The sequence below is a fragment of the Deltaproteobacteria bacterium genome (assembly GCA_029860075.1).
GTDB lineage: Bacteria > Desulfobacterota > JADFVX01 > JADFVX01 > JADFVX01 > JAOUBX01.
In genome coordinates this window covers 1-23,043 of record JAOUBX010000027.1, presented here as the reverse complement: position 1 = coordinate 23,043, position 23,043 = coordinate 1, and the positions used below count along the sequence as shown (strand labels likewise).

General features: G+C 40.7%; 25 protein-coding genes. 7 read left to right on the top strand and 18 right to left on the bottom strand.

Going from position 1 to position 23,043, the window contains the following annotated elements; translation table 11 throughout:
* Positions 1 to 233: 233 nt before the first annotated feature.
* Positions 234 to 746 (top strand): DciA family protein, encoded by a 513-nt coding sequence (locus tag OEV42_09955; protein ID MDH3974587.1) that lies wholly within the window; start codon positions 234 to 236, stop codon positions 744 to 746.
* Positions 747 to 809: 63 nt separating this feature from the next.
* Here OEV42_09955 and OEV42_09950 read toward each other — a convergent pair whose 3' ends face one another.
* From OEV42_09950 to OEV42_09930, 5 genes are all read right to left on the bottom strand, one after another.
* A complete protein-coding gene (locus OEV42_09950; GenBank protein MDH3974586.1) occupies positions 810 to 1,556 on the bottom strand; it encodes a tRNA1(Val) (adenine(37)-N6)-methyltransferase in 747 nt (248 codons plus the stop codon).
* Between the two features lie 60 nt (positions 1,557 to 1,616).
* The gene (locus tag OEV42_09945; protein MDH3974585.1) at positions 1,617 to 1,919 is read right to left on the bottom strand and encodes a hypothetical protein; all 303 of its coding nucleotides are present in this window, start codon (positions 1,917 to 1,919) and stop codon (positions 1,617 to 1,619) included.
* A gap of 35 nt (positions 1,920 to 1,954) precedes the next feature.
* Positions 1,955 to 3,361: an insulinase family protein gene (locus OEV42_09940; protein MDH3974584.1), complete on the bottom strand. Its 1,407-nt coding sequence runs from the start codon at positions 3,359 to 3,361 to the stop codon at positions 1,955 to 1,957.
* A complete protein-coding gene (locus tag OEV42_09935) occupies positions 3,348 to 4,718 on the bottom strand; it encodes an insulinase family protein (GenBank protein ID MDH3974583.1) in 1,371 nt (456 codons plus the stop codon). The genes OEV42_09940 and OEV42_09935 overlap by 14 nt, the downstream gene beginning before the upstream one ends.
* Before the next feature lie 71 nt (positions 4,719 to 4,789).
* A complete protein-coding gene (locus tag OEV42_09930) occupies positions 4,790 to 5,803 on the bottom strand; it encodes a histone deacetylase (protein ID MDH3974582.1) in 1,014 nt (337 codons plus the stop codon).
* A gap of 152 nt (positions 5,804 to 5,955) precedes the next feature.
* Here OEV42_09930 and ychF point away from each other — a divergent pair, with 152 nt between their 5' ends.
* From ychF to OEV42_09915, 3 genes are all read left to right on the top strand, one after another.
* On the top strand, positions 5,956 to 7,050 hold the full coding sequence (ychF, locus tag OEV42_09925; protein ID MDH3974581.1) for a redox-regulated ATPase YchF: 1,095 nt from the start codon (positions 5,956 to 5,958) through the stop codon (positions 7,048 to 7,050).
* Between the two features lie 193 nt (positions 7,051 to 7,243).
* Entirely contained in the window at positions 7,244 to 7,465 is a 222-nt protein-coding gene (locus OEV42_09920) for a DUF2892 domain-containing protein (protein ID MDH3974580.1), read from the top strand.
* Between the two features lie 10 nt (positions 7,466 to 7,475).
* Entirely contained in the window at positions 7,476 to 9,359 is a 1,884-nt protein-coding gene (locus tag OEV42_09915) for an EAL domain-containing protein (GenBank protein ID MDH3974579.1), read from the top strand.
* Between the two features lie 504 nt (positions 9,360 to 9,863).
* Here OEV42_09915 and OEV42_09910 read toward each other — a convergent pair.
* Positions 9,864 to 11,249 carry a hypothetical protein gene (locus tag OEV42_09910; protein MDH3974578.1) on the bottom strand — a complete coding sequence of 462 codons (1,386 nt, stop codon included), beginning with the start codon at positions 11,247 to 11,249 and terminating at the stop codon, positions 9,864 to 9,866.
* Between the two features lie 614 nt (positions 11,250 to 11,863).
* Here OEV42_09910 and OEV42_09905 point away from each other — a divergent pair.
* Positions 11,864 to 12,121 (top strand): hypothetical protein, encoded by a 258-nt coding sequence (locus tag OEV42_09905; protein ID MDH3974577.1) that lies wholly within the window; start codon positions 11,864 to 11,866, stop codon positions 12,119 to 12,121.
* A gap of 54 nt (positions 12,122 to 12,175) precedes the next feature.
* Positions 12,176 to 12,553: a hypothetical protein gene (locus tag OEV42_09900; protein MDH3974576.1), complete on the top strand. Its 378-nt coding sequence runs from the start codon at positions 12,176 to 12,178 to the stop codon at positions 12,551 to 12,553.
* Positions 12,554 to 12,700: 147 nt separating this feature from the next.
* Here the strand turns inward: OEV42_09900 and OEV42_09895 are convergent, their stop codons facing one another.
* From OEV42_09895 to OEV42_09865, 7 genes are all read right to left on the bottom strand, one after another.
* Entirely contained in the window at positions 12,701 to 12,847 is a 147-nt protein-coding gene (locus OEV42_09895; GenBank protein ID MDH3974575.1) for a hypothetical protein, read from the bottom strand.
* A 432-nt stretch (positions 12,848 to 13,279) separates the two neighbouring features.
* Positions 13,280 to 14,329 carry a macro domain-containing protein gene (locus tag OEV42_09890; protein ID MDH3974574.1) on the bottom strand — a complete coding sequence of 350 codons (1,050 nt, stop codon included), beginning with the start codon at positions 14,327 to 14,329 and terminating at the stop codon, positions 13,280 to 13,282.
* A 16-nt stretch (positions 14,330 to 14,345) separates the two neighbouring features.
* Positions 14,346 to 14,948 (bottom strand): DUF4433 domain-containing protein, encoded by a 603-nt coding sequence (locus OEV42_09885; protein MDH3974573.1) that lies wholly within the window; start codon positions 14,946 to 14,948, stop codon positions 14,346 to 14,348.
* Entirely contained in the window at positions 14,896 to 15,021 is a 126-nt protein-coding gene (locus OEV42_09880) for a hypothetical protein (protein MDH3974572.1), read from the bottom strand. The genes OEV42_09885 and OEV42_09880 overlap by 53 nt, the downstream gene beginning before the upstream one ends.
* A 420-nt stretch (positions 15,022 to 15,441) precedes the next feature.
* Positions 15,442 to 15,990 carry a hypothetical protein gene (locus OEV42_09875; protein MDH3974571.1) on the bottom strand — a complete coding sequence of 183 codons (549 nt, stop codon included), beginning with the start codon at positions 15,988 to 15,990 and terminating at the stop codon, positions 15,442 to 15,444.
* Between the two features lie 87 nt (positions 15,991 to 16,077).
* Entirely contained in the window at positions 16,078 to 17,196 is a 1,119-nt protein-coding gene (locus OEV42_09870) for an FRG domain-containing protein (GenBank protein MDH3974570.1), read from the bottom strand.
* A gap of 306 nt (positions 17,197 to 17,502) precedes the next feature.
* Positions 17,503 to 17,733 carry a helix-turn-helix domain-containing protein gene (locus OEV42_09865; protein MDH3974569.1) on the bottom strand — a complete coding sequence of 77 codons (231 nt, stop codon included), beginning with the start codon at positions 17,731 to 17,733 and terminating at the stop codon, positions 17,503 to 17,505.
* Positions 17,734 to 17,910: 177 nt separating this feature from the next.
* Here OEV42_09865 and OEV42_09860 point away from each other — a divergent pair, with 177 nt between their 5' ends.
* A complete protein-coding gene (locus tag OEV42_09860) occupies positions 17,911 to 18,234 on the top strand; it encodes a hypothetical protein (GenBank protein ID MDH3974568.1) in 324 nt (107 codons plus the stop codon).
* 34 nt (positions 18,235 to 18,268) lie between these two features.
* On the opposite strand, the gene OEV42_09855 is transcribed toward OEV42_09860, so the two are convergent.
* The 5 genes from OEV42_09855 to OEV42_09835 form a co-directional block, all read right to left on the bottom strand.
* Positions 18,269 to 18,862 (bottom strand): hypothetical protein, encoded by a 594-nt coding sequence (locus OEV42_09855; protein ID MDH3974567.1) that lies wholly within the window; start codon positions 18,860 to 18,862, stop codon positions 18,269 to 18,271.
* Positions 18,863 to 18,873: 11 nt separating this feature from the next.
* A complete protein-coding gene (locus OEV42_09850) occupies positions 18,874 to 19,170 on the bottom strand; it encodes a hypothetical protein (GenBank protein MDH3974566.1) in 297 nt (98 codons plus the stop codon).
* Between the two features lie 62 nt (positions 19,171 to 19,232).
* The gene (gene prfH, locus OEV42_09845) at positions 19,233 to 19,856 is read right to left on the bottom strand and encodes a peptide chain release factor H (GenBank protein ID MDH3974565.1); all 624 of its coding nucleotides are present in this window, start codon (positions 19,854 to 19,856) and stop codon (positions 19,233 to 19,235) included.
* Complete coding sequence (locus tag OEV42_09840; GenBank protein ID MDH3974564.1) at positions 19,856 to 20,977, bottom strand: RNA ligase RtcB family protein; 1,122 nt, start codon at positions 20,975 to 20,977, stop codon at positions 19,856 to 19,858. Before OEV42_09840 ends, prfH begins: the two co-directional genes overlap by 1 nt.
* A gap of 49 nt (positions 20,978 to 21,026) precedes the next feature.
* The coding region (locus OEV42_09835) for a PcfJ domain-containing protein (GenBank protein ID MDH3974563.1) at positions 21,027 to 23,043 on the bottom strand (2,017 nt) is incomplete at its 5' end.

Below are 23,043 nucleotides of genomic sequence, written 5' to 3'. Positions count from 1 at the left end.
ACAATAAGGCGCTAATGAGTTATCCCTTGACCAACTCCCGGACTTTACCCTAGAATTAAAGGCCTCTAAAAGAAAAAGAGACGAATCGGAATGATAATCCCCGGCTTCATTATTTTAATTATTGCTAAATATGCCTTTCAGGGAAAATTGAAAAGATGCTCTTTTTTTACGCTCATAGGGGAGCAGTTCTGTTCGGTTAATTTAACACATTAAGCCTTCCGGCATGGTAAGTAATGAGTTCTCGCAGAAAAAAGTCTTTTCCCACCGAACTGTCATCTATTCTGGAAACATTTCTTGGCAAAAAGAAGTATAAAAAGAGGATAGAAGATTGCAAGGTTTTTGAATACTGGCATAGCTGTGTAGGAGATAAAATAGCTGCTCATGCGGAACCGGAGGCATTTACCAGGGGTGTGCTCAAAGTCACCGTATCGGACCATGGCTGGTTGCAGCAGCTTCAGTTTCTAAAAGAGGAAATAAAAAACAGACTCAATGAGAGACTGGGCAAAAACAGCGTCGAAAATATTTACTTTAAAATAGGCGCCTTAAAGGCACAAAAAGCTGAAGCGCCTCATATTGAAGCAGAGCTGAAAAAAATCAGCCTTTCAGAGAAAGAGCGTAAGAGAATTGAAGAAGCCACATCAAATATAGGCAATGGGGAAATCAAAAAAAGCATAAAAAGGGCAATGGCTAAGGAAGCGAAACGAAAAAAGCTGGTTCAAATGCTGCAAAATGAAGGCAAGAAATAGGGTAAGGAAATCAGGCGCCGGCCGGACCTGGACCGAATCTGCCGCTAAAAAGTCTGCAGGCGCCTATAAATACATGGCCTTAACCTCTTCCGTATAACGATCTTCATTTTCATAGATATAAAGGGGAGCCTCTATCTCCATTTCTACTCCCCCGCCTTTAACGCCTTCAACCATAACCAGTTTTGCAGCATCACCTTTTCTGGAATGAACCGTTCTCAGCCTTTTCGGCTCTATGCCGCAACGTCTCATTTCATACATAAGGTCGGCAAGCCTTTTAGCAGGATAAATAATACTCATGACCCCCCGGTATTTGAGCAAATAGGCGCCGGCTTTAATAAAATCCTTGAGCCCCCCTGTCACTTCATGCCTTGCCGAGGCCCTGGACAGGCCTTCACTTAACCTGCCGCTGCCCACCTTGCCATAGGGCGGATTGGCAATAACAAAAGAATAAGCCTCAGGCGCTGAAATTGTCCTGATTTCTCTTATGTCCCCGGCAAGAATGTTAACTTTTTCAGATAAATTGTTGAGATCAACGCTGCGCTTTGCCATAGAAACTGCAGCCTCGTCAACCTCTATGCCGGTAATGGAATGAAGAGGGTATCTATAGGAGAGAATGAGCGGTATCACTCCGGAACCGGTGCCGAGGTCGGCAATATTATCTTTCTTTTTTATCCTTGCAAAATGGGCAATAAGAATGGCATCAATGGAAAAGCGAAATCCTTTCTCATTCTGGATTATCTTTAACTTTCCTTGAAGCAGGTCTTCTACTGCTTCACCATCTGCCAGGTCATTGGCTTTGACTTCTGTCATTTGAAGAACCGGGATAAGGTAAGCGGCCGGGAATATGAATAGAAAAATCCCGGTATCAAATCAGGGTTTTTTCTTTTCTAAATCCTTGCCGATTTTTATAATCTCTTCATAAAAGACAAGAGGCTTATCTCCACCCTGAGAATAAGATCGCCAATTTTTTTCAAATAATTTGAGTTTTTGATCTAAAATTTCCCTTTCCCCCCTATTTGAAGTAATCTTCAAATCATTAATGATAACCAGTGTGGGAATCCATACCTCTTTTTCATTCCTTCTGAGGTTATTGTAATTTGCATCCTGCATGGCCACAAGCCATAGGAGTGAAGTAACGACAATAGCTATTATAATTTTTATAACGTCTTTCATCTGAACTCAGCATTTTGATCAAGAATTAAGGTATTTTAAATATCAAGCTCTCCCATCTTTTTTTCATTGCCGACGACAACAAGAAGATAATTTTCAGGATCAAGATACTTTCCGGCAGCTCTGTTAATATCTTCGATAGTTAATGATTCTATTATTTTTGGAAACTTGTCAAGATAATCGAGACCGAGCTTATAGACCTCCATGTAAGTCAAATAACCGGCAATCTTCGAATTGGTCGTAAATTTTAAAGGAAAACTGCCCACAAGGTAGTCCTTGGCATTTCTCAACTCCTCCCCGGTAACTCCCTTTTCAATCATTGCCTTTATCTGTCTTAAGGATTCCTCGATGGCCTCCTTTGCCGACTCATTTTTCGTCTGAAGTCCCACTTTAAACGGCCCCGGATCTTTGAGAGGATTAAAATAGCTATATACGGAATAAACAAGCCCCTGATTATCCCTGATCTCTGTCATGAGGCGTGATACAAAGCCGCCGCCGCCAAGAATGTAATTCATTACATAGGCAGCATAAAAATCAGGATTGTCCCTCTTCATACCAATATGTCCAAGCTGGACATTGGCCTGGGTAAGGTCCTTATCGATTACCTTTACAACCTTTTTTACAAGCGGTTTAACATGAGCATAATTTGCCGCCACAGCGTTTCCTCGCTTCCATGGGCCAAAGTATTTATCAAGAAGTCTGACAAGCTCCCTTTTCTTCATATCACCGACAACAGCGATAATGCTGTTATTGGGAAGGAAATATCTTTTATGAAAATCAACAATGTGGTCTCTGCTGATTTTTTCGATGCTGTCAAGATAGCCTTCGGCCGGTCTTGAATAGGGATGATCACCAAATAGAAGCTCATTGAATTCTTCGGCAGCCACAGTAGAGGGATCATCTGCTTTGGAAATAATGGACGCTTTTACCTGGCTCCTTTCCCTTTCTATCTCTTCTTCAGGAAAGGAAGGGTTCAAGAGAATGTCCGAAAGCAGTTCAAAACCCTTTTCCCTGTCTTTGGAGAGAACCTTGAGGGAAGCTGAAGAAAAATCAATGCCACCGGAAGAGGAGAGAGAGCCGCCAATAAAATCGATTTCCTCGGAAATTCGACCGGAACTTCTGGCAGCCGTACCCTCAGTAAGCAAGTCTGCCGTAAAACCGGCAAGGCCGGCAAGTTCAGGAGGTTCGAAAACAGATCCTGCCCGGATAGTAACATTGACCGTAATAAAGGGGAGAGAACTACGTTCGAGAAAGAGGACCGTAATGCCGTTGTCCGTAATAAATCTTTCCGGTTTTCTTAATGAAGTCTCTTCTTTGACGAGGCCCTTTTTTGTCGTTTCAGGACCGCTTTTTATTATTTGCCCGGCACAGCCTGCTGAAAACAGAAGAAACACCGCCATCAAAGCGGTTAGCCTATAAAAGTTGAGCCCTCTAGTGCTTTTCATTATGTTCCCCTTTCTTTAAAGGAATCAGTATTCCAACGGTTCTCTTACCCTGAATAAAGTATTGATTGGCAACTCTCATTACATCCTCTTTCGTCACTTTTCTTACATTATCAAGATAGGCATCAAGATAAGAATAGTCGATACCGGCAGACTCAATACGGCCAATAGTCATAGCCTGGTAAAAAATAGAATCCTGGCTCATAACAAAATGGGCCTCAATCTGGTTTTTTGCTTTCTCTATTTCCAGATCGGTAACACCCTCTTTTTTCAGTTTTTCAAGAACGTCATAAATTCCATTTTCAACATCATCCGTCTTCACACCCGGCTTAGCAGCAGCATAAAAGTAAAACAAACCCGGCGCCTTCGAAAGCCCGTCATAGCTGCCTCCGGCATAAAGCGCCGTCTGCTTGTCATAGACAAGCGATTTATAAAGTCTCGAACTTTTGCCGGAGGAAAGGATATTTGCAATCACTTCCAGGGCAAACTCATCAGGATGACCGATGTTAGGCGTTTTGTAGCCTGCAAATATGAAAGGGAGCTGAGCCTCTTTCTTAACCCACACCCTTCGCTCACCCCTTTGCTCCGGTTCCACAATTGTTACCGGTGGGGGTTCATCCCCCTTCGGTATGGACCCAAAATACTTTTTGATCTCAGGGAGCACCTCTGCTCTCGTAATATCACCGGCAACAATAACGGTCGCATTATTGGGAACATAATAGGTCCTGTACCAGTCAAGGAGGTCTTCGAGTTGCAGGTTTTCAAGATCATTCATCCAGCCAATAACGGGATTTCTGTAAGGATGAACCTTGAATGCCGAGGCGTACATCTCTTCAACAACTGACGAAGTAGGATCATCATCCGTTCTTTGCCGCCGCTCTTCCATAACAACGTCTCTTTCAAGAAGAAACTCCCTGGGATCCACAACGAGATTAACCATCCTGTCGGACTCCAGTTCAAGCGATATGTGAAGTTTTTCCTTTGCAAAGTTCTGGAAATAGGCTGTATATTCCTGGCTGGTAAAGGCGTTTTCATTTCCACCATGTCTTGCCACGGTACGGGAAACCTCCCCCTTTTCATACTTCTTTGTTCCTTTGAACATCATATGTTCCGTCAGGTGGGCGAGGCCTGTTTTTCCTGTGATCTCATTCATACCACCCACGCGGTACCAAACCTGGAACGTTATGACAGGATCCTTGTGATCTTCAATGGTAACAACCTTTAATCCATTATCGAGGTAATCTATTTTGATGTCCTCGAGAATAGAAGAAATAGCCGGTGATGATAAAGAAAACAGAAAGATAAGGGTAAAAAAAGAATACCTTGAATATTTCCCTAAATATTTCCCTAAATATTTCATTGAAACTCCTTTACATTTGTTCATACTTGCTGTTAATCATATTTTGTCAATAGAATTCAAGAAAAGTTCCATCATGCGAGATGATGAATCGACTTTGCCTTTTCAATAACAGGGTCGATATTAATTCCATCGGTCAATTTCTTCTTAATCTCTTCTTCCCCGAGGGCAACCAAAAGCACTTCTTTCACCGACTCTGCAAGGCCATCCAAAGAATAACCACCTTCCAGAAAAAACCCTATTTTACCATCACACTGGTTCTCGGCTGTATGGACCAGCATGCGTGCCATTTCAGCAAAACCGGCTGCAGAAACCTCCATACCGCCAAGAGGATCGCAGCAATGTGAATCAAAACCGGCTGAAACCAGGATAATTTCCGGCGCATACGCTTTAATCCCGGGAATAAAAAGCTCTTCAAAGCTTTTAAGATAAGCCCTGTCACCGGCCCCCGCAGGAATGGGCAGGTTTATAGTATAACCTTCTCCATCCCCTTCTCCTGTTTCAAAAACCGAGCCGGTGCCGGGATAGCAGGGACTCTGGTGTATAGAGAGATAAAGCGCCTCTCTTTCTCCATAAAATGAATGCTGTGTTCCATTGCCATGATGAACATCCCAGTCTAAAATGACAATTCTTTGGAGTTTGTACTCATTAATAAGATATCTGGCTGCAATAGCGACATTATTAAAAAGACAAAAGCCCATGCCCCTCTCCCGTTCGGCATGATGGCCCGGAGGTCTCACAAAGGCAAAGCCATTATCAATTTCTTTCTTCATAATAGCATCGACCATATTAAGACATCCACCGGCGGCAAGGAGCGCCGTCTCGTAAGATTTTTCCGATACGACCGTATCGGCATCGAGGTAACCAGGCCCCATCTTTTTTAATCGTTCAAGGTAGGAAGAACTATGATTCAGGAGAATCTCCTCCTCCGTTGCGCATCTCGGCTCTATAAGCGTGGTGCGGCCCAATATACCGGTTTCGTCAAGCATATCTCCAATGGACCGGAGCCGGTCTGCGACTTCAACATGAGCGCCCGTATCATGAAGCAGGTATCTTTTATCAAATACTATTCCGCAGGATCTGGCCATGAGAATCCTTATACATTGCCTCCATTAACGTTAGAGCCTATTCTATATGGGCATAGCAATTTGTCAAGGTAAAGCTTAACAAAAGCATATCCTTCTTGAAGTACCCCATTAATTAGGACTATAATGAGACAAAATTTTTATCAGGAGAAATCATGGGATTTAATTGCGGCATTGTAGGACTGCCAAACGTCGGAAAATCTACTATATTTAACGCCATTACAGCAGCTGGAGCACATGCGGAAAACTTTCCTTTCTGCACTATAGAACCCAATGTCGGCATCGTTCAGGTACCCGACACAAGGCTCGATGACTTATCGGGCATCGTTAAGCCCGAGAGAGTCGTGCCAACCTCCATGGAGTTTGTCGATATTGCCGGCCTTGTAAAGGGAGCAAGTCAGGGAGAAGGGCTGGGCAATAAGTTTTTAGGTCATATCAGACAGGTTGACGCCATCGCTCATATCGTCCGCTGTTTTGAAGATGAAAACGTTACTCATGTAGCCGGTTCCGTCGATCCGGAAAGGGACATAGAAATTATTAATACAGAACTTATCTTTGCCGATATGGAGAGTGTCGATAAGAGGCTCGAAAAAACAAGAAAGCTCGCCAAATCGGGAGATAAGGATGCACAGAAAACCCAGTCGATCCTGGAAAAGGTGAGTAATCACCTCAATGACGGTCACCCCGTAAGGACTATCGGCCTCGAAGCTGAGGAATGGGAAGCTATTAAAGACCTCTTTCTTCTAACATCAAAACCGGTTCTTTATTGTGCCAATGTTGGAGAAGACGATCTGCCTGCAGGTAACAAATATGTCGATCTCGTAAAAAGTATCGCTGAAAAGGAAGGGTCAGAAGTGGTCGTTATGTGTGGAAGCATTGAAGCGGAGATATCCGAACTTGAGCCTGACGAAAAAGAGGAATTTTTGAATGACCTCGGCTTAAGTCAGTCAGGCCTCGACAGAATGATACAGGCCGGTTACAAGCTTCTTTCTCTCGACACCTATTTTACGGCAGGAGTAAAGGAAGTGAGGGCCTGGACTATTCACAGAGGAGCAAAGGCACCCCAGGCCGCCGGTGTCATTCACACAGACTTTGAAAGAGGTTTTATTAAAGCCGAAGTAACAGGCTTTGATGATTTTATCTCATCAAAGGGAGAGCAGGGCGCCAGGGAAAAAGGGCTTTTACGGATAGAAGGAAAGGAATATGTCGTAAAAGATGGAGATGTCATACATTTCCGCTTTAATGTCTAAGTAATTAGAATCCATTCAGCTTAGTATTTCATCTTAATAGCAAGAGAGAAATTCATATATTCAATACAATGAATATACGCAAACAAAACCTTTACAGAAAGTAAAGCAAAAGCTATTATAGTTTAATTATAAACAGGAATTTTCTTAATCATACAGAAAGTTTTTTACTGACCTTTCAAAAGTGGAGATCATCATGATTTTACTCAAAAAAAATATGGGACGGGTAGATCAGATCCTTCGGCTGACTGTCGGTTTACTTTTCATCTATTTGGGCTTCGTTAATCAGAGCATCATAGGGGATCGGCTCTATGCCGTAATGATCGGAATCTTTGGCGCTGTTAACATAGGATCTGCTTTTTTTCGTTTCTGTCCTTTTTATCTTTTAGCCGGCCTGAGTACGGTTCCTAAAGAGTAAATATCAAGGGATGTCACTCCGGTCCAAACTTCTCGTCTCCTTTATTTTAATTTCCATTACGGTTCTCGCCCTCTGTGGTCTGCTATCCTACCGGATAGCGCAGGATATCGACAAAACAAGAGAAGGAGAAATAACACTGGCTCTCATGAAGGATACCGCTGCCCTTCTGGCCCCTCAGCTTCAAAATGTTCAATTTGACCCAGAGGGGATCGAAAAAAGCTATGCCCCCTTAAGCTCACCGACAAAATTCATCATCATTAGCGATTCAAGCGGATTAGCCTACCATCATTGTGACGATTCTCGTCTTTTAGAACTCGTAAAAAATCATCTAAAAACCGCTACGGACAATGATAGTCCCTATCAAACCAGTCATATCGACGACAAGGACTATCATATTTCTTTTGCATCAATGGATGTTAAGGGAACCGCTTATAAACTTACTCTGGCCAGACGCCTGCCTGAAGAAGCAAGCCATGCGTTAGGGGCCATCGCAACGAGACTCATTATCACAGGCATTGTTATTTTGTGGATTGCCATCTGGGCAGCTCTCATTTTATCTTCCTGGATAGCAAGACGCCTTAACGAGCAGAATGATACTATTCTCTATCAGGCCCTGCACGATGATCTAACGGGTTTACCAAACCGTACCTTTCTTTTCAGGAACATGAATAACAGCATTCAGGAAATTAGAAAAAAAAGAAAAAGCCTCGTTCTTTTTGTTCTTGATCTCGATCGATTTAAAGAGATCAATGATACGCTCGGCCATGGCTGTGGTGATGAACTTCTTATCGAAATTTCGAAAAGGTTAAATATATATAAAGATTTCTGCCATACCATAGCCCGGTTGGGAGGAGATGAATTTGCCATCCTGAAAATTACGGAGAATAAAAAGGATACCATCGCTTTTGCAAAAAAGATCTCCTCCCTGCTTGATGAGTTAATTACCGTTAATGCTTTTTCTCTGCATATAAGAACGAGCATGGGCATCGCCATGTATCCCGTGCATGGCAAGGATGCAGAAACGCTTATTCGTCATGCGGAAATTGCCATGTATAAAGCTAAAGAGAGCCAATCAGGCTGGACCATCTATGACGCAGAGGAAGACCCCTTCAGCATTCGCCGTTTAACGCTTCTTGGAGAATTAAGGCAAGCCATTGAGAACAACCAGCTTTTACTTCATTACCAGCCAAAGATGGATCTTAATAATCATAAGGTAGACAGTGTTGAAGCGCTGGTTCGGTGGCAGCATCCTAAAATGGATCTTATCCCTCCCGATGAATTTATAACCATTGCCGAGCAATCAGGCCTTATAAAACCGTTAACTATGTGGGTTATAAAGCAGGCTATTGAGGATTTAAAATCATGGAAGGCAATGGAGCTGGATATTTCTATCGCCATAAATATCAGTACTCATCTTTTTTACGACTATAAATTCCCCTTAGAACTTGAATCTCTTTTACTGGATTCGAAAATTTCTCCTCAATCAATTGAACTTGAAATGACGGAAAGCCGATTAATGGAAAATATTGATAATACGATGGAAGCGCTTAACAGGATCAATAAAATGGGCTTTAGCCTCTCCATTGATGACTTTGGAACAGGATTTTCTTCGCTGGCCTATTTGAAGCGTTTTCCCGTTGATAAACTGAAAATCGATAAATCTTTTGTCCTCGATATGGAAACCAACGAAAATGACCGTAGTATCGTTCATGCTATTGTCGACCTGGCCCATGACCTGAATTACCAGGTTATCGCTGAGGGGGTTGAAAACAATGAGGTAATCAATTTGTTAAAAGAAATGAATTGCGATATTGTGCAGGGCATTTATCTGAGCAAGCCTGTGCCATCGGATGATTTTATTGAATGGTTGAAAAACAGAAAGGCTGAAGCATAATTCAGTGCATTATTTTCATATTATTAGGAACATATCCGGCAGGGCGGGTTTTTCCATAGCTTTATCTCTTTCATGCCGGTGTAATTCCATCTGCAATTTGCAGCATGCTAATATGGGCGTACTCATCTTTTTTAATTTTGAAATTTCTCCTATCACTATAGTGATACTTTCAGCAGAGAAACAGAGGAACAACCCCCAGGTTAATTGTCATTTCGAAGGCGCCCGAACAAAGTGACAAGTGCCCTTGGGGTGAAAGGAGAAATCCTTGTTTCGAATGTGATGAGAGATCTTAAAGATTTCTCCTCGTACCTCTCAGAGATCTCCGAGTCGAAATAACAATTTTATGGAATATTTACCTTAAAATTAATCACGGCAATTTCCTAACCGGACAATGCCGGATCCAACTGTCCTTTCCAGGATAATAAAAAAAGGCGCCCCCGAATAACAGGATAGGGGGGCGCCCTCTAAAGGCTCTATCAGAAATACCGATAGAATAGCACTTTATTAAGGTTCAGTGTTTTCCAGGACATTCCAGAGAATGGAGTCACTCACAGTGGTTCCATTACTCAGGTCAAGGGTAACATCCAGAGTATGGGCGCCAACTCCCAGAAAAGTCCCATAAACATTAGGACATCTTAAGGTATGGCCACCTGATGTAAGGGTTCCGGAAATAGAGCAAGCGCTAAGAGTCCCGGATATATCAACGCCGTCTAATGTGCCACCTATATTCGTAATTGAAAAACCCTGGCCTTTAACAATAAGAGCAAGATCCATCTTTTGGGTTAAAATATAATCGCCTGAAGGCGGGGATAGCTTTAAAGATGTGCCGTCATAAAGGTAGATTTCATAATCTGAACCGTCACTTCCACTCCATACGACTTGGCCGCTATTGTTTATACTGGGATACTGATCATGGTAAGCGTTATCGGTAAGCTGGGTTACGGCAGCGCCGTCATAAAGATAGATCTCATTGTCTGACCCATCCAGTCCATACCATACGACTTGGCCGTTATCGCTTATATGGGGATACTGATCATGATAAGTGTTATCGGTAAGCTGGGTTACGGCAGCGCCGTCATAAAGGTAGATCTCATTGTCTGACCCATCATTTCCATACCATACCACATGGCCATTGTTGTTTATCCGGGCCTCAGAGTCATTATAGGCGTTATTGGTAAGCTGGGTTATGGAGACGCCATCATAAAGGAAGACTTCATCATCTGATCCATCACTTCCAATCCATACCACATGGCCGTTGTTGTTTATCTGGGCGTCAAAGTCATTATAGGCGTTATTGGTAAGCTGGGTTATGGAGACGCCGTCATAAAGAAATATCTCATTGTCTGACCCATCACTTCCATACCATACTATATGTCCACTGCCATTTATCCGGGGATACTGATCATGATAAGTGTTATCGGTAAGCTGGGTTACATCGGCGCCGTCATATAGGTAGATCTCAAAGTCTGAACCGGCCAATGTATGCCATACCACATGGCCGTTATCGCTTATCTTGGGACTAATGTCAAGATAAGTGTTATTGGTAAGCTTGATAACTGATGTGCCGTCATAAAGGTAGATGTCACTGTCTGAACCTGAACCTTCAGAACCTAGCCATACTGCATGGCCACTGCTATTTATCCGGGGAAAAGAATCATTATAACCGTCATTATTGGTAAGCTGGGTTACGGTAGCGCCGTCATAAAGGTAGATCTCATTGTCTGTACCGTCATTTGCATACCATACTGCATGGCCGTTATCGCCTATTCGTGGAACAATATCGTTAATTGTATTATTGGTAAGCTGGGTTATAACAGACGCATCTGCCTGTGATAAAAAGGGGTTCCAAAAAATACTAAATAAAACCATGCACATTAATTTCTTTTTCATAATAAATCTCCTTGATTTAAAAAAATGGATTTTTTTTACTTTCCAGGAACTGAAAGATTATTTGGATGTATCCTTATTAAAACTTATCTATTGGATTTCAATTGAATATAAGCTTTCTGCCGTTTCTTATTGCATCATTAAGGATATCTGCTTTCACGTGGTTTTACGGATCTTTTAGTTCTGAAAAATAGCCACGGTGGGGAGTTCATAGGGGAGAGTTCATAGGAAACAAGTCTATATATTGGACAATCCCAATATATTTCAACTTTTGTCAATTTCTTCTTCAAGCCTTTATCCCCTCTCCCTCAGCATTTATGGCAACAAATATGAGGCGCCATTCATTAAGAGTTAAAATAATCAGCTATTAATATTTTTAATAAGTTCTTATGGTTATCTGCTGTTTGTGTATTAGTGCCGAATCAAACTTTTTTATCAAAACAGGGCTATATATAGCACAAATATCTCTCCGCTGTCGTGGCATATCTTCTTTTTTTTGTGACATATTTCACTTTTTAAATATTTTTGATTTTGCAGAGCAGGGAATCCTGTGGCCTTTGAATGTGGAGTAAATGTCGCGCAATACAAGTATGGTGGAGTAAATGAATGCAAAATAATTGGATATAAAAGATAAAGGTCTGGAAAAATGTAAACCAGGGAAGACTTTTCACTTTGAGGCAGGTAAAAAAATGGGTATTCAAAGTAGAAGGGAGTATGACTCAGACGTTAAGAGAAATGAGGTGATGCTGCCTCAAAAGCGAGGAAGAAGTGTGCCGGAAGTTACTGAGAAATTGGGGATCAATAAGGATTTAATTTACCCATGGAGAAAACCCTTTTTCCTTCTCTCAGCTTTTTTAGAGATTCTTTTTGATTGAAGCAATAAAATCCAAGTTATATAATACAGTATTTTAGATCATGGAGGATTTCTTATGATAGATGAAATAAATGTTGCCATTATCGGTCTTGGGAGGGTTGGAAGCACTTTTACAAAAAAACTTTACGGATTTAAAGAAAAAGGAATAAATATCACCGCAGTATTTGAACGTAATATTAACGCTCCCGGGCTTCGCTATGCTAAACGATTAGGGGTACATATTTGCGCTCACGAAGATGAGATCACGCAGATGACGGAGAGTGTGGATGTCATATTTAACTTAACAGGGGATATTAATATGGAAACAAAAATGAGGGCAGCTCAGACTAAACTTGGCAACAGGCATACAGTTATTGTTTCAACACTTATGGCTTCATTTATTTGGAAGATGATAGCTGAAGAAAAACTTCCAGAACATAGCAAATCGCATTAATAAAGGTAATATAGGGATAACCCCCGGGTTAATGCTCTTTCCTGGGCCGCCCCCCTTTTTTAGGTCTGAGCATTCGACCGGTTATTTCTTCCATCGTCAACAAAAAATCCAATCCGCCTAAGGGACGACCCGTTGAGCTTGCCTTTCTTATCTCTGCTTCCTTGCTATCCTCAGTGGATTATAGCCCTTTTCGCCTCCGTCATCCCCTTCGCCTGTTTTTTCCTTGAGAGGAAGCTGAAGAAAACCGTGGTCCCGGCGGTAGCGTAAATTACTCGCGTACCTTTGAACTGTCAACTTTATTTATCAGGGTAGGCGGGGGTTTAAATCTTTTGTCATTCCCGCATTGTTTTAGCGGGAATCCAGCATTTGATTAAATCCCTCATTTTGATGTCAAAAAGGGCCTTCTAAGGCTGAAAAGAGGCCTTTTTTAGGTATTTATTCCTTGGTGTCAATGGGTTGAGTCGGTCTGACCCCAATCTCCCAATTACGGCTCCAACACTCAAGGTCAATAGTCAAGTCTGACCCTCTCTTCCCTCCAGTGCTGTTCTATCATCCAAAAAGATATCCCTCTTATTAGTCCCTCTTTGGGTGATGTGATGAGGATATTCAGGGATTACTACTTTTGCTATTCTCGGCATGGGCTAAGCTTATTTCATGGTATGCAACATGTCATTTTGAATACGGGGGTTATCCCTATATTATGCAGAAGGAATATCGCTATCAAATTTAATCTCCCTTGAAGGCTACCCAGTTCTTTTGTGCAAGTACATTCACGGCAAGCTCAATTTGACGAGGGGTGAATTGCCGTTTGCGATCATTCCAGGCATAAGTAAGACTTACAACGTCTTCCATTGAATGAACAGCTTCGTTCTTCATAATCCAGTGAACCGTCGACAGAAGCTCCAAGCCAAATGGTGACTCAAATCCATCTACAAGATCAACCACCTTGTCGAAACGTTCGCGGGTTTTGTCATGTTTTACCAAGAAAGCCGTCGCATCCTTGATAGCCCCTGGCACGAGATTTAATTGTTTATCCGGCGTATCACCTCCATCAGCATAACCTGAAATAAAGTGCCCTTCGATGGCATGCAATACATGTCGAAGGTTTTCAGCATAGGGACCATAAATAGCTTGTTTATATTTAAGCCGCAAAGGCTCTCCCGCCTCCTGCATGAAATACATCAGCTTGTGTACTTCCAGCAGAGTAACAAAGGGGTCGAGCAGGCCACCAAGATAACGATGCATTAATTCCACCAAAGCTGCCCGGCCGGCTGTCATATTCGGCACCTCTCGGTTATGTATCATTTTTTCGGTGGCTGGAGAGCCTTTTGGCTCAAAGATTATAACGCGCACATCCGTAAGCGGATGCAATGCTTCTTCTATACGCTGCTTAACCGCTGCCCAGTTAAGCCCTCCTAGACCGCTGCCCAGAGGTGGGATAGCGATTGAATGAATGTCATACTTTTGAATAACCTCCACCAGTGCCTTTAACCCAGATTCGATATCCTCTATCCGACTCTTGCCCCGCCAATGGCGTTTGGTTGGAAAATTTATAATAAAGCGTGGGTTAATTAACTTTCTGGTCTCAAATACGAACATACAACCGGGCTGCACCTCATTATTCTTGCACGCTGCGACGTAGCTTTTAAAATTTTCAGGAAAGGTTTTCTTGAATTGAAGCGCAATACCACGCCCCATAACACCAACACAGTTCACGGTATTTATAAGGGCCTCGGCATCCTCTTTTAGAATGTCGCCACTCTTATATTCAATCATTGAATCCTCCTCTTTTTCAGTAATACCAGTCTGTTTTGACTTCAACTTTCGGCCGATGACCATTCACAGGTAACACATTTACTACTTGTTGATAGACGGCCTGTGAATATACTCCAACATGTTCGATCAAATGCCAGGGGAAACTATATTCTATCAAGAATTCCGCCTGCTTTCCTTCTTTACATTCAACCCATTTGCCTGCATTCACCGAATCCCAATCGATTTCATTTAACTGTTCCAGATTACACCGGTCTTCAAAATAATAAGCTCCGGCATTTGATAGAGTGAAGGCCCAACGCTTATTATTCTGCATAGCCCATTTTACAGAATCATATAAATCAGCTTTCAAATGGATAATAGACGCTTGTCCACCCTTATAGTCCAGCTCGGAGTCATTGCCTCGATAGATTAGGTAAAGCATAATGGAGCGTGGACAGAAGTAAAAAGGCACGCAGTCACCCACATGCAAGTTCGGGTGACTGCTCAGGTATAACTGGAGTCGGCGCTGCTTAATACCATTCATCCCGATGGTGGTACCAGGTGGCTTACGACGCACAATTTCTGCATCACACCACAGGCTGCCATCCGCAATAAACGATGGCAACCGATCTGCATGCATAATGTGATATATTTTTGGCTGCGATGGGACCGTCATTCCTCTGCTCTATTTCATCGTCAATCATTCTGTTCATTTGCATACGGCCGGACGCGGTAGTCATTGTGCCGGCGTGTCCACCTTGCAATCACTGAGCTTTGCTCAGTCAACTCGCTCATTAAGTGACAATCGATATATTCAATATTTGTGGTGACCATATATCGCAATATTTAAGATTTTAACTGTTGACTGATTTTATGCCTATATTAAAAACACATTGCGAAAAATATTGCAACTTTCTGGTTGAAAGTTGCTACTGTTCCGAATAAAAGGGGATGGTAGTCCCTGTTTTAGTCCTTAGTTCAATTCTCATCAGAGCCATACAGATGTTTTCGTTTCTTGTTTAATGGTCGCTGTCCCCGGTTACTATTTAGTAGGATGTAATGTTTCAATCATGCGGCGGATGGCGCTAGCTTATTCGCCCTACAGTGCTTCTTTCTTTAAGCCAATCCTACAACTAAACATGCACTTTTGCTTCTCTGAAGATTTTCATTATTTCATTAAATACAATACTACTACTTTTTTCTATATCCTCATAAACTCCAAGCTTTTCAAGGAAGATTTTCTCCAAGAAAATCTTCCATCCAAGTGCAAGCTGTCGCTGTTCATAATTACCAATAGAATAAAGAGGTATCTTTTCATTGCTTCTTAATTCCAGATAGATATGGTACCACTCATAAGTATCTTCATGTTTTTTAAATAATGGCCAGTCACCGAATAAAAATTCAGGAAGAAAAGCAAATTGCCTGTCATATTCATATTTGAGTCCGGCAATTTCCGAATAAGCAATGCATTTTTGATTTCTGGTTTTTTCAGCTTTTATTCTGATTTGTTCTTTATCTCTTTCTATTAAAAATTGACCATAATCAGTTACTATAAGTTTATTCCCTTTAACAGATACATTTTTAAATTTCCCAAGCTTTGTCCTATAGAAAAGAGACTTAAAAATAAAACCAAGGAAAATAATTAAAATGAAAAGGATTAGAGGGATAATGATTTCAATCATTTTAAAATGATATTTTGTTGGCAGACTGTAGGTATATGTTTTATTTCCTGGATTATATCCAGGCTACGCTTGCTATGCCAAATGGTTTTATATATTAAAGAAACGTTCTTTTAACTCCTCGCATGCCCCATCTAGACCTGGAAATAAGGAAGCCGCAGTTATTCCCATATAACTTAACTCTTGCATTATTTTTGCTCTTTCGTTCACTGGCAAGTCTATGACTTTAAGATATCGTTTTGTTTTCGCCTCTTTGGACTTAATATAATCTTCAATATCGTCAATGTTAGTTACCAATGAGGCCGCTTGCTGGGGTAGCATTCTCTCATTATCTATTGCAATGAATTCTGCAATAGATACATGAGGCCCGGATGTGAGTAGCTGTTGAACTTGAATAAAATCCTTTTTCCATTGTTCCTGATTAAAAATAAAAATGCGTACTTTTTGTTTTTCATCTGCTTTAGATGCTTGAGCATTTGTAATTCCTCTGTAAGCAAAGAAGGCAGCTACATAAGGAGAGAAAGTCCAATCTAGTAATGGAGTAGGATAACCATGATGTTGTGCCAGGTTAAAAAAAGCACCGTTTTCATCAGGATTATTTAAATTGAAAATATGGCGTGTTTTTGAACTTAAATGCTTATATAACGTCGGGATATCTTCATTAATAAATTTAGTTAAATCGGCTCTTCCTGTTTTGTGAAATGCCGTCCGAAGCCGCCATGGGGCATTTTGTCCTCTAAATAAAAACCTACATTCCACTAAATCAGCTACATAACTTTTATAACTGCTCCAGTCTTTGACTTTAGTAATAGGTGAGTAATCTGAGGGGTTATCCGCTTTACTTTTAGGCAAAAGACATGATCCTGATGTCCCAATATTTGTTGTCCAAGTCAATATTAGTTCTTCATTATCCCACTTCCCTATAATATCGGCACTAGCGGGGAAAATTAAATCAGAGGGGTAAAATTGTTTAACATTCTCCCATACATCTAGAACACCTGTCTCACTATTAATAGGAAAGACATATGCTTGAAGCGTCAGGTCATTACTTTTTTCATTTGTCCTAAAAGGTATGGCTGTACTTGGGAGAGTATTGTCTGATTCATTTAAGTAAGCTATCCCTTTAAAGTGATCCCCCATATCGTCAATATTAACAATAATAACCCCACTGCTAGTACCGTTATAGTCTCCCATCCATTGGCCATTCATTAATTTATCTCCTTGAAAGGTAACAATCTTTCATAAAGTTTCTTAAGTCGCGCAAATATATCTATTAATGACAATTTCAGTTGATTACTGATCGTATTCTATAAGTTTTGAAGATAAGGTATTTTTGTGCATTACAGGAAGTAGTTTTAAAGTTTATTATAATGAGGGGAAGATAGCGACAACCCCAGGTAAATTCTCCTTCCTGAGCACCCCCTTTATTTAGGCCTGTTCCAAGGAGGGCTCTCAACCTTTTACTCACAATCCACTCTGAGCTTTTCAGTAGCGCATCAATTCCCTCAAAGTGAACTACCTTTCCTCGAATAATTCACTTATCTTAAATTCATAACCATAGGAATTCAGTTTCTTCAATATCTTGTCATATTGCTGAACGGTCATTCGTGTTTCCTGGTTGTTTGCCAATTTTGATATGGTCTGTCTTGTCGATCCACAAGCATCGGCAAGTTCCTGCATAGATATTCTTAAATTTTGCTCTTCTTCAATTTTTGCAATAAGTGATTTTAATCTGCAAATGATCATCAAATAATTCCTTTGTGTTGTTGTATTAGTGTTTTCTATAGGAAAAACAACTCAAAGTAAATTAAAAGAACATACTGTTAATAAACTTTGCATTGCTGGCAAACTTAATGTTAATATAAGCAACATCGGGTTAAGAAAGTATTATATGGGGAAATTATAAAAATGGGAGCTTCAAACATGATAAAAGAATTTGAAAAAAGGATTGAACACTATGAAAAAGGGAAAGACAAATTCCTTTTACTATCGGACTATGAAGTTCTCGGAGAGGAACTTGCCATTATCAAAGCCCTGGCTGAACAGTTGACCCTCTATAGCACCATACAAACCTGCAAGCCTAATCGAAATGAGAGAGAAAATCTTTTGATCCCTGTCGATACCTTGTGGGGTTTCGGTCAGGGGATGATCAGGCTTGTTGAAAAGCTTGAGGGTAAAATCCAGATTCTTGATGAGCGGTTTTTTCTGGAAGGGAAGGGGGAGAAGAACGGTCAGGTCCCAGATTAAGTAAAGTACAGCATCCACATTCAAAAAAGGTGGATTAATTAATAGCAGCCGCAATACCTTTTAAATCATGCATAGGTCTTGACCTTTTATTTTGAAGAATGTCATCGTAAATTTTAAGAATTACACTTTTAATCAAGTCGGCATTTGATTTCAGGTGAGTTAATGACTTAAGTGCCATGATATCTTCATGAAGATGCTGCCCTTTTAATGAAATACGTTTAATTGAAGGTCCCTTGGCAAGATCACTCTTTAAATAGTCAGCCAATTTACCTGGCGATATTTTTTTACTAGCCAGAGCATGCAAGTAATATTTAATCATCGACTGTACAAAGTCAGTATTACAGCCAACCTCTTCACTTGCCAGATTTAAAATATCCACCAGGTGTGCAGGGATACGGGCCTCTATAGACTTGCGTTGCTTTTCTAACTGACGTTTTACAAGAGGTGTAGATTGGTGAGGTAAAACACATACATGACCACACTGATCACAGACTCCAACTAATACCTTACTAACCGTACCGGAACCATCACTAAAAGGTACATCCCGAAGATCATAGGTTACGCTCACAAAGGCAGCGCATTTATCACAAGCCGCCTTGCCTTTATCACCAACTTTTATAATTTTCATAATCATTCTCCTCAGTTGTGGACACTAATAAAAACTGCATCAGGGTCAAGAATGTACCACTTTATATACCATGTCTTACCTCTGTTTATAGTCTTGATCAAATGCACCGGAACATTGCTATCAAAGTGGTGAGGGCTACAGCTATAGTCCCCTCCTTTGGCGCGAAGAATAATGCTTATCACTTCATCAATTGCAACTGCACCGGTAGCCAAGAGATTTTTTATATCAATATTTCCACGCGTCTCATGGCTCACATTACCATTTTGCAAGCAATGAATAACCTGTTTTTTTGCTTTCTTAAAAGCCATTTACACTATCTATTAGTGTACGACAGTAATCGTACATTGTCAAGAAAGTATATAAAATTATTTCAAACCCTTTTAAAAGTCTCACCCTCATAAATACGAACAGGATTACCACGTTCAAGCTCATTATGCTGGTTCCAGCGTTCCTTTTGTTCTTTCTGCTGAGACTTTTTTTCTGCCTCTTCAATAAGTGAATAAAGCCTGGCCAGGGCCAGTTTTTTGTTTAAGTATTGTGATCGCTCTTCCTGAGCAACAGCACATAAGCCTGTCGGATGATGGACAACACGAATAGCTGTCTGACTTTTGTTTACATGCTGCCCACCGGGACCGGAGGCTTTCATTGCTTCATACTTAAGGTCCTGTTCAGAAATGGATGACTTGTCAGGGGGGTAATAAATTTGTACACCTATAAACCAGTTTTTTCGCTTGTGCCTTGGCCGAAAGGGACTTTTACCTATCCACTGAATAGTACCAAGCCACTGCCTTGCAAAAGGTGATACCTCTTCTCCCTCCAAAGAGAGCAGGGCAGATTTAAGGGTACCGGGCTTATCACCGGGAATAGCATCAAGCATGGTAACTTTAATATTCATTTTTCCTGCCTCCCTCATGATTGCCCTGGTTGTTTGAGATACAACCCAACAACATTCAGCGGGACCATGACCGGACGTCAATTGAAGCCAGCAGTTCACTATTTTACCCTCGTTTTATAGGTAATCAGTGGTTTGAGAGTGGCAATCACACGGATTAATCCGGCATCAACCATATCCGATATGACGATATCTACGTTTTTGTAAGCTTGTGGTGCTTCTTCATAAAGCAGGTTTTTATCTTCACAAATCACCCTGCCACCAAACTCTGTCTGGCTCAGTGATTCTTTATTAAAACGCCGGCGCAAGCGATCTTTCGCATCGCTTCGTTTCCACTTTCTGCCTGCACCATGAGCAAGTGAATATGCATTATCCTCCTGACCGCCGCAAGGATGAACCAGATAACTGAATGTCCCTCTTGATCCGGGGATTATGAGTGGACCGTTGTCAGAAGGTGCTGCCCCTTTCCGGTGGAGCCAGTAATCTTTACTGGCAAAGGTAACGGGAGTTACGCTATTGTGGCAGGAATCTAAAATCTGCCTGCCTTCAGATGAAAGCATTGAAAGGAAGCGATGCGCTATTAATGCCCTGTTACTGACAGCCCAATTAACGGCATAATTATGGCCCTTAATATATTCATCGCAATCCTCACTATCCACCTCTAAACCACGGGCCTCATATCGATCAACATGAGTACGTAAAAGTTTTTCACCCAGCCCCCGGGAACCGCTGTGAACTAGCAGAAAAAGAGCATCCTTTTCAAGTTTCATCGCTCCAAATGCTTCCCTGTCTTTCACTTTTTCAACAAGTTGTAGCTCGGCAAAATGATTCCCTCCCCCTACTGTTCCAAGCGAATAGTCGAAGCTGGAAGATTGTAAATCAAATTCTTTAAGCCACAAGTCGGTATCACCCTTCCATTGACTTTCCAATCCCTCCAGCTTTTTCACCCATTTATCGAGTTTGATTTTTTTACGTTTCAAATTCGTTTGCCAGAACCCCATGCCACACCCAACATCATTACCAACAAGATAAGGATAGATCTTATCTTCAATAACAAATACAGCTCCAACAGGATTTCCCCTACCGGGATGAAGATCGGGTAAGCCCACCACCTTAAGCATCCCTTCAAGCTTCGCTGTATTATTTAATTGTTGAATTGCTTCCCCTTCAATCCAGTTTTTTTCAGAAGCAATAATCTTTATATTTGTTTTATTTTCTTTCATTTCCATATTATTAAATACATCTCAATTATTGATGTTTATTCAGCTCTTTTTAAATGTAAGATGCTATCGTAATACTTTCTTTACTAGCCCATCTTTTCAGTATTTCTTTTTCTTTCTCGGTTGAAAGTCGGTTTCTTTTTCCTCTGACTTGTCTAATTTCCCTGTTTCTATTATTCACTTCAATCGTAAGAATATTTTCAATCCCTTCCTCAGTTTCAACTTGCATAGACCAAATGGAGCATAAACCATTGAAGCAAGATTGTGAATATGTTGCCACACAATGACTATGATGTCTCCCTTCAGCTATAAGTTCTCTACTATTTAATAATTCTCTTATTCTCCAGATTTTCATATTCTTATTTTCTTTTGTGCCTTCAATAAATTTAAAATCGTTAAATGAAGATTTTTTCCAGATTAAATTTCCACCCTTTCTTTCCTTACCTAATTGTCCATGCCATATATCTACTTGACGGAGAATAGAATTAACAGTTCTGCCTCTCATAGTAAAATTAGGTTGTGCCGGTCCAATTTCTTCGGCTACTCCCCTTTCCAAAAACCTTATCTGGTTTTCGTATTTTTGATGATGTATATAATCAATAATTGGGTTAATGTGAATAGTATCTAACATGGGATTGTTGATAAAAAAACGGATCACAGACAACCAGAAATCATCATGTTCAAAACTATTTATCAGTCTTGTTTCCAAAAGTGCGTCAGTCAAACGTTTATTTCCCCCCAAAGCTATAACTTGACCCCACCTGAGAGCGGCTTCAATGGAATAATTATTTGGTGCTTCTAAAAAACAGTGGGCTATCTTTTTTGTTAAGGTTATGGGAAGATTCTCGGCAGATCGAATATTTTTTCCACCCCCCAAATTAATGAACCAACTCTGGTAAACTTCATTGTCTTTCAACCATGCTGCATCCATGAATAAAGGTACTTTATAGTTTGCCAACAAATGTCTAGACAGAGAAGAAAATTGCTTGCCAACATTATGTGATGACGGTTGCCAGGTATCTAATGGCCTCAACCATTGAGAAGATTTTGCTGTTAATGCAATAACACCTCTAATATGGTTAGCTTCTTTGATTAGTTTTGACTTTCCTTCAAGGTATCGAAGCGTTTTTAAAAGGATTAAAGGATCAGAAGAATTCTTAAATCCTTCAAAAATTATCTTTGAAATTTCCCTATCCAGGTTATTCTCATTTATCTGCCCATTATAGATAGCTTCAATAAGATTTCTGACTTTATGAGTTTTTCGAGCATTTGCCAATTTCCTGTCTGCTTCTCTTTGTTTCACTTTATCTTCAGAAGATATCTTTGATAGCCTATTGACAGGAAGTGGAGTCGTAAAACTTGGTTCGTCTTCGAAATCAAAAGTTGTAAATAATCCTTCTGCATTACAACGAAAATCATAGAGCCTCTTAACTAACTCATGTTCATTTGAAACATCAAATTTTTTAAGCTTTCGCTTACCTGTTCTAGAATCAATCATCCCTATTGCCCGTACAATTTCATTGTCAGAGTCAATAATTTCATCGATTGATAAGTTTAAATAGATAGAGAGAGATTTATACCAATCGTATTGACAAAATATATTCATTTCATTGAGTTTTCTACCCATCTCCTGGTAGCTGAGATTTTCCCTTTGTCTTCTCTGGAACAATTCTATTTCATATGTAATTGTACACATATTGATAATCTGACATTTATCAATAGCTATCCATCCTCGCCCAACCTGGTCATGCGACTTTCGATAGGATGTTGCTCCTATTTCAATTCTCTTTTTTAACTGACTCCACCGCATCAAAAATACCTTCTGTATCTGCTTTATAAATTTCCCGATCTTAACAGACAAAACAGCTATTTGCAATTTCCACTTGGTTATAGTGAGAAGATTATCAACTTGAGAAAACTTGCCACTATTAAAGCCTTGACCCTCTATAGCACCATACAAACCTGTAAACCAGATCGTAATAAGAGAGAAAACCTTTTGATCCCTGTCGATACCTTGTGGGGCTTCGGTCAGGGAATGATCAGGCTGGTTGAAAATCTTGAGGGTAAAG

Excerpts from the sequence above, each read along its gene's own strand:
- OEV42_09955 (MDH3974587.1), top strand. The coding sequence starts at position 234 with ATGAGTTCTCGCAGAAAAAAGTCTTTTCCCACCGAACTGTCATCTATT.
- OEV42_09950 (MDH3974586.1), bottom strand. The coding sequence starts at position 1,556 with ATGACAGAAGTCAAAGCCAATGACCTGGCAGATGGTGAAGCAGTAGAA.
- OEV42_09945 (MDH3974585.1), bottom strand. The coding sequence starts at position 1,919 with ATGAAAGACGTTATAAAAATTATAATAGCTATTGTCGTTACTTCACTC.
- OEV42_09940 (MDH3974584.1), bottom strand. The coding sequence starts at position 3,361 with ATGAAAAGCACTAGAGGGCTCAACTTTTATAGGCTAACCGCTTTGATG.
- OEV42_09935 (MDH3974583.1), bottom strand. The coding sequence starts at position 4,718 with ATGAAATATTTAGGGAAATATTTAGGGAAATATTCAAGGTATTCTTTT.
- OEV42_09930 (MDH3974582.1), bottom strand. The coding sequence starts at position 5,803 with ATGGCCAGATCCTGCGGAATAGTATTTGATAAAAGATACCTGCTTCAT.
- ychF (MDH3974581.1), top strand. The coding sequence starts at position 5,956 with ATGGGATTTAATTGCGGCATTGTAGGACTGCCAAACGTCGGAAAATCT.
- OEV42_09920 (MDH3974580.1), top strand. The coding sequence starts at position 7,244 with ATGATTTTACTCAAAAAAAATATGGGACGGGTAGATCAGATCCTTCGG.
- OEV42_09915 (MDH3974579.1), top strand. The coding sequence starts at position 7,476 with ATGTCACTCCGGTCCAAACTTCTCGTCTCCTTTATTTTAATTTCCATT.
- OEV42_09910 (MDH3974578.1), bottom strand. The coding sequence starts at position 11,249 with ATGAAAAAGAAATTAATGTGCATGGTTTTATTTAGTATTTTTTGGAAC.
- OEV42_09900 (MDH3974576.1), top strand. The coding sequence starts at position 12,176 with ATGATAGATGAAATAAATGTTGCCATTATCGGTCTTGGGAGGGTTGGA.
- OEV42_09890 (MDH3974574.1), bottom strand. The coding sequence starts at position 14,329 with ATGATTGAATATAAGAGTGGCGACATTCTAAAAGAGGATGCCGAGGCC.
- OEV42_09885 (MDH3974573.1), bottom strand. The coding sequence starts at position 14,948 with ATGCATGCAGATCGGTTGCCATCGTTTATTGCGGATGGCAGCCTGTGG.
- OEV42_09880 (MDH3974572.1), bottom strand. The coding sequence starts at position 15,021 with ATGAACAGAATGATTGACGATGAAATAGAGCAGAGGAATGACGGTCCC.
- OEV42_09875 (MDH3974571.1), bottom strand. The coding sequence starts at position 15,990 with ATGATTGAAATCATTATCCCTCTAATCCTTTTCATTTTAATTATTTTC.
- OEV42_09870 (MDH3974570.1), bottom strand. The coding sequence starts at position 17,196 with ATGAATGGCCAATGGATGGGAGACTATAACGGTACTAGCAGTGGGGTT.
- OEV42_09865 (MDH3974569.1), bottom strand. The coding sequence starts at position 17,733 with ATGATCATTTGCAGATTAAAATCACTTATTGCAAAAATTGAAGAAGAG.
- OEV42_09860 (MDH3974568.1), top strand. The coding sequence starts at position 17,911 with ATGATAAAAGAATTTGAAAAAAGGATTGAACACTATGAAAAAGGGAAA.
- OEV42_09855 (MDH3974567.1), bottom strand. The coding sequence starts at position 18,862 with ATGAAAATTATAAAAGTTGGTGATAAAGGCAAGGCGGCTTGTGATAAA.
- OEV42_09850 (MDH3974566.1), bottom strand. The coding sequence starts at position 19,170 with ATGGCTTTTAAGAAAGCAAAAAAACAGGTTATTCATTGCTTGCAAAAT.
- OEV42_09840 (MDH3974564.1), bottom strand. The coding sequence starts at position 20,977 with ATGAAAGAAAATAAAACAAATATAAAGATTATTGCTTCTGAAAAAAAC.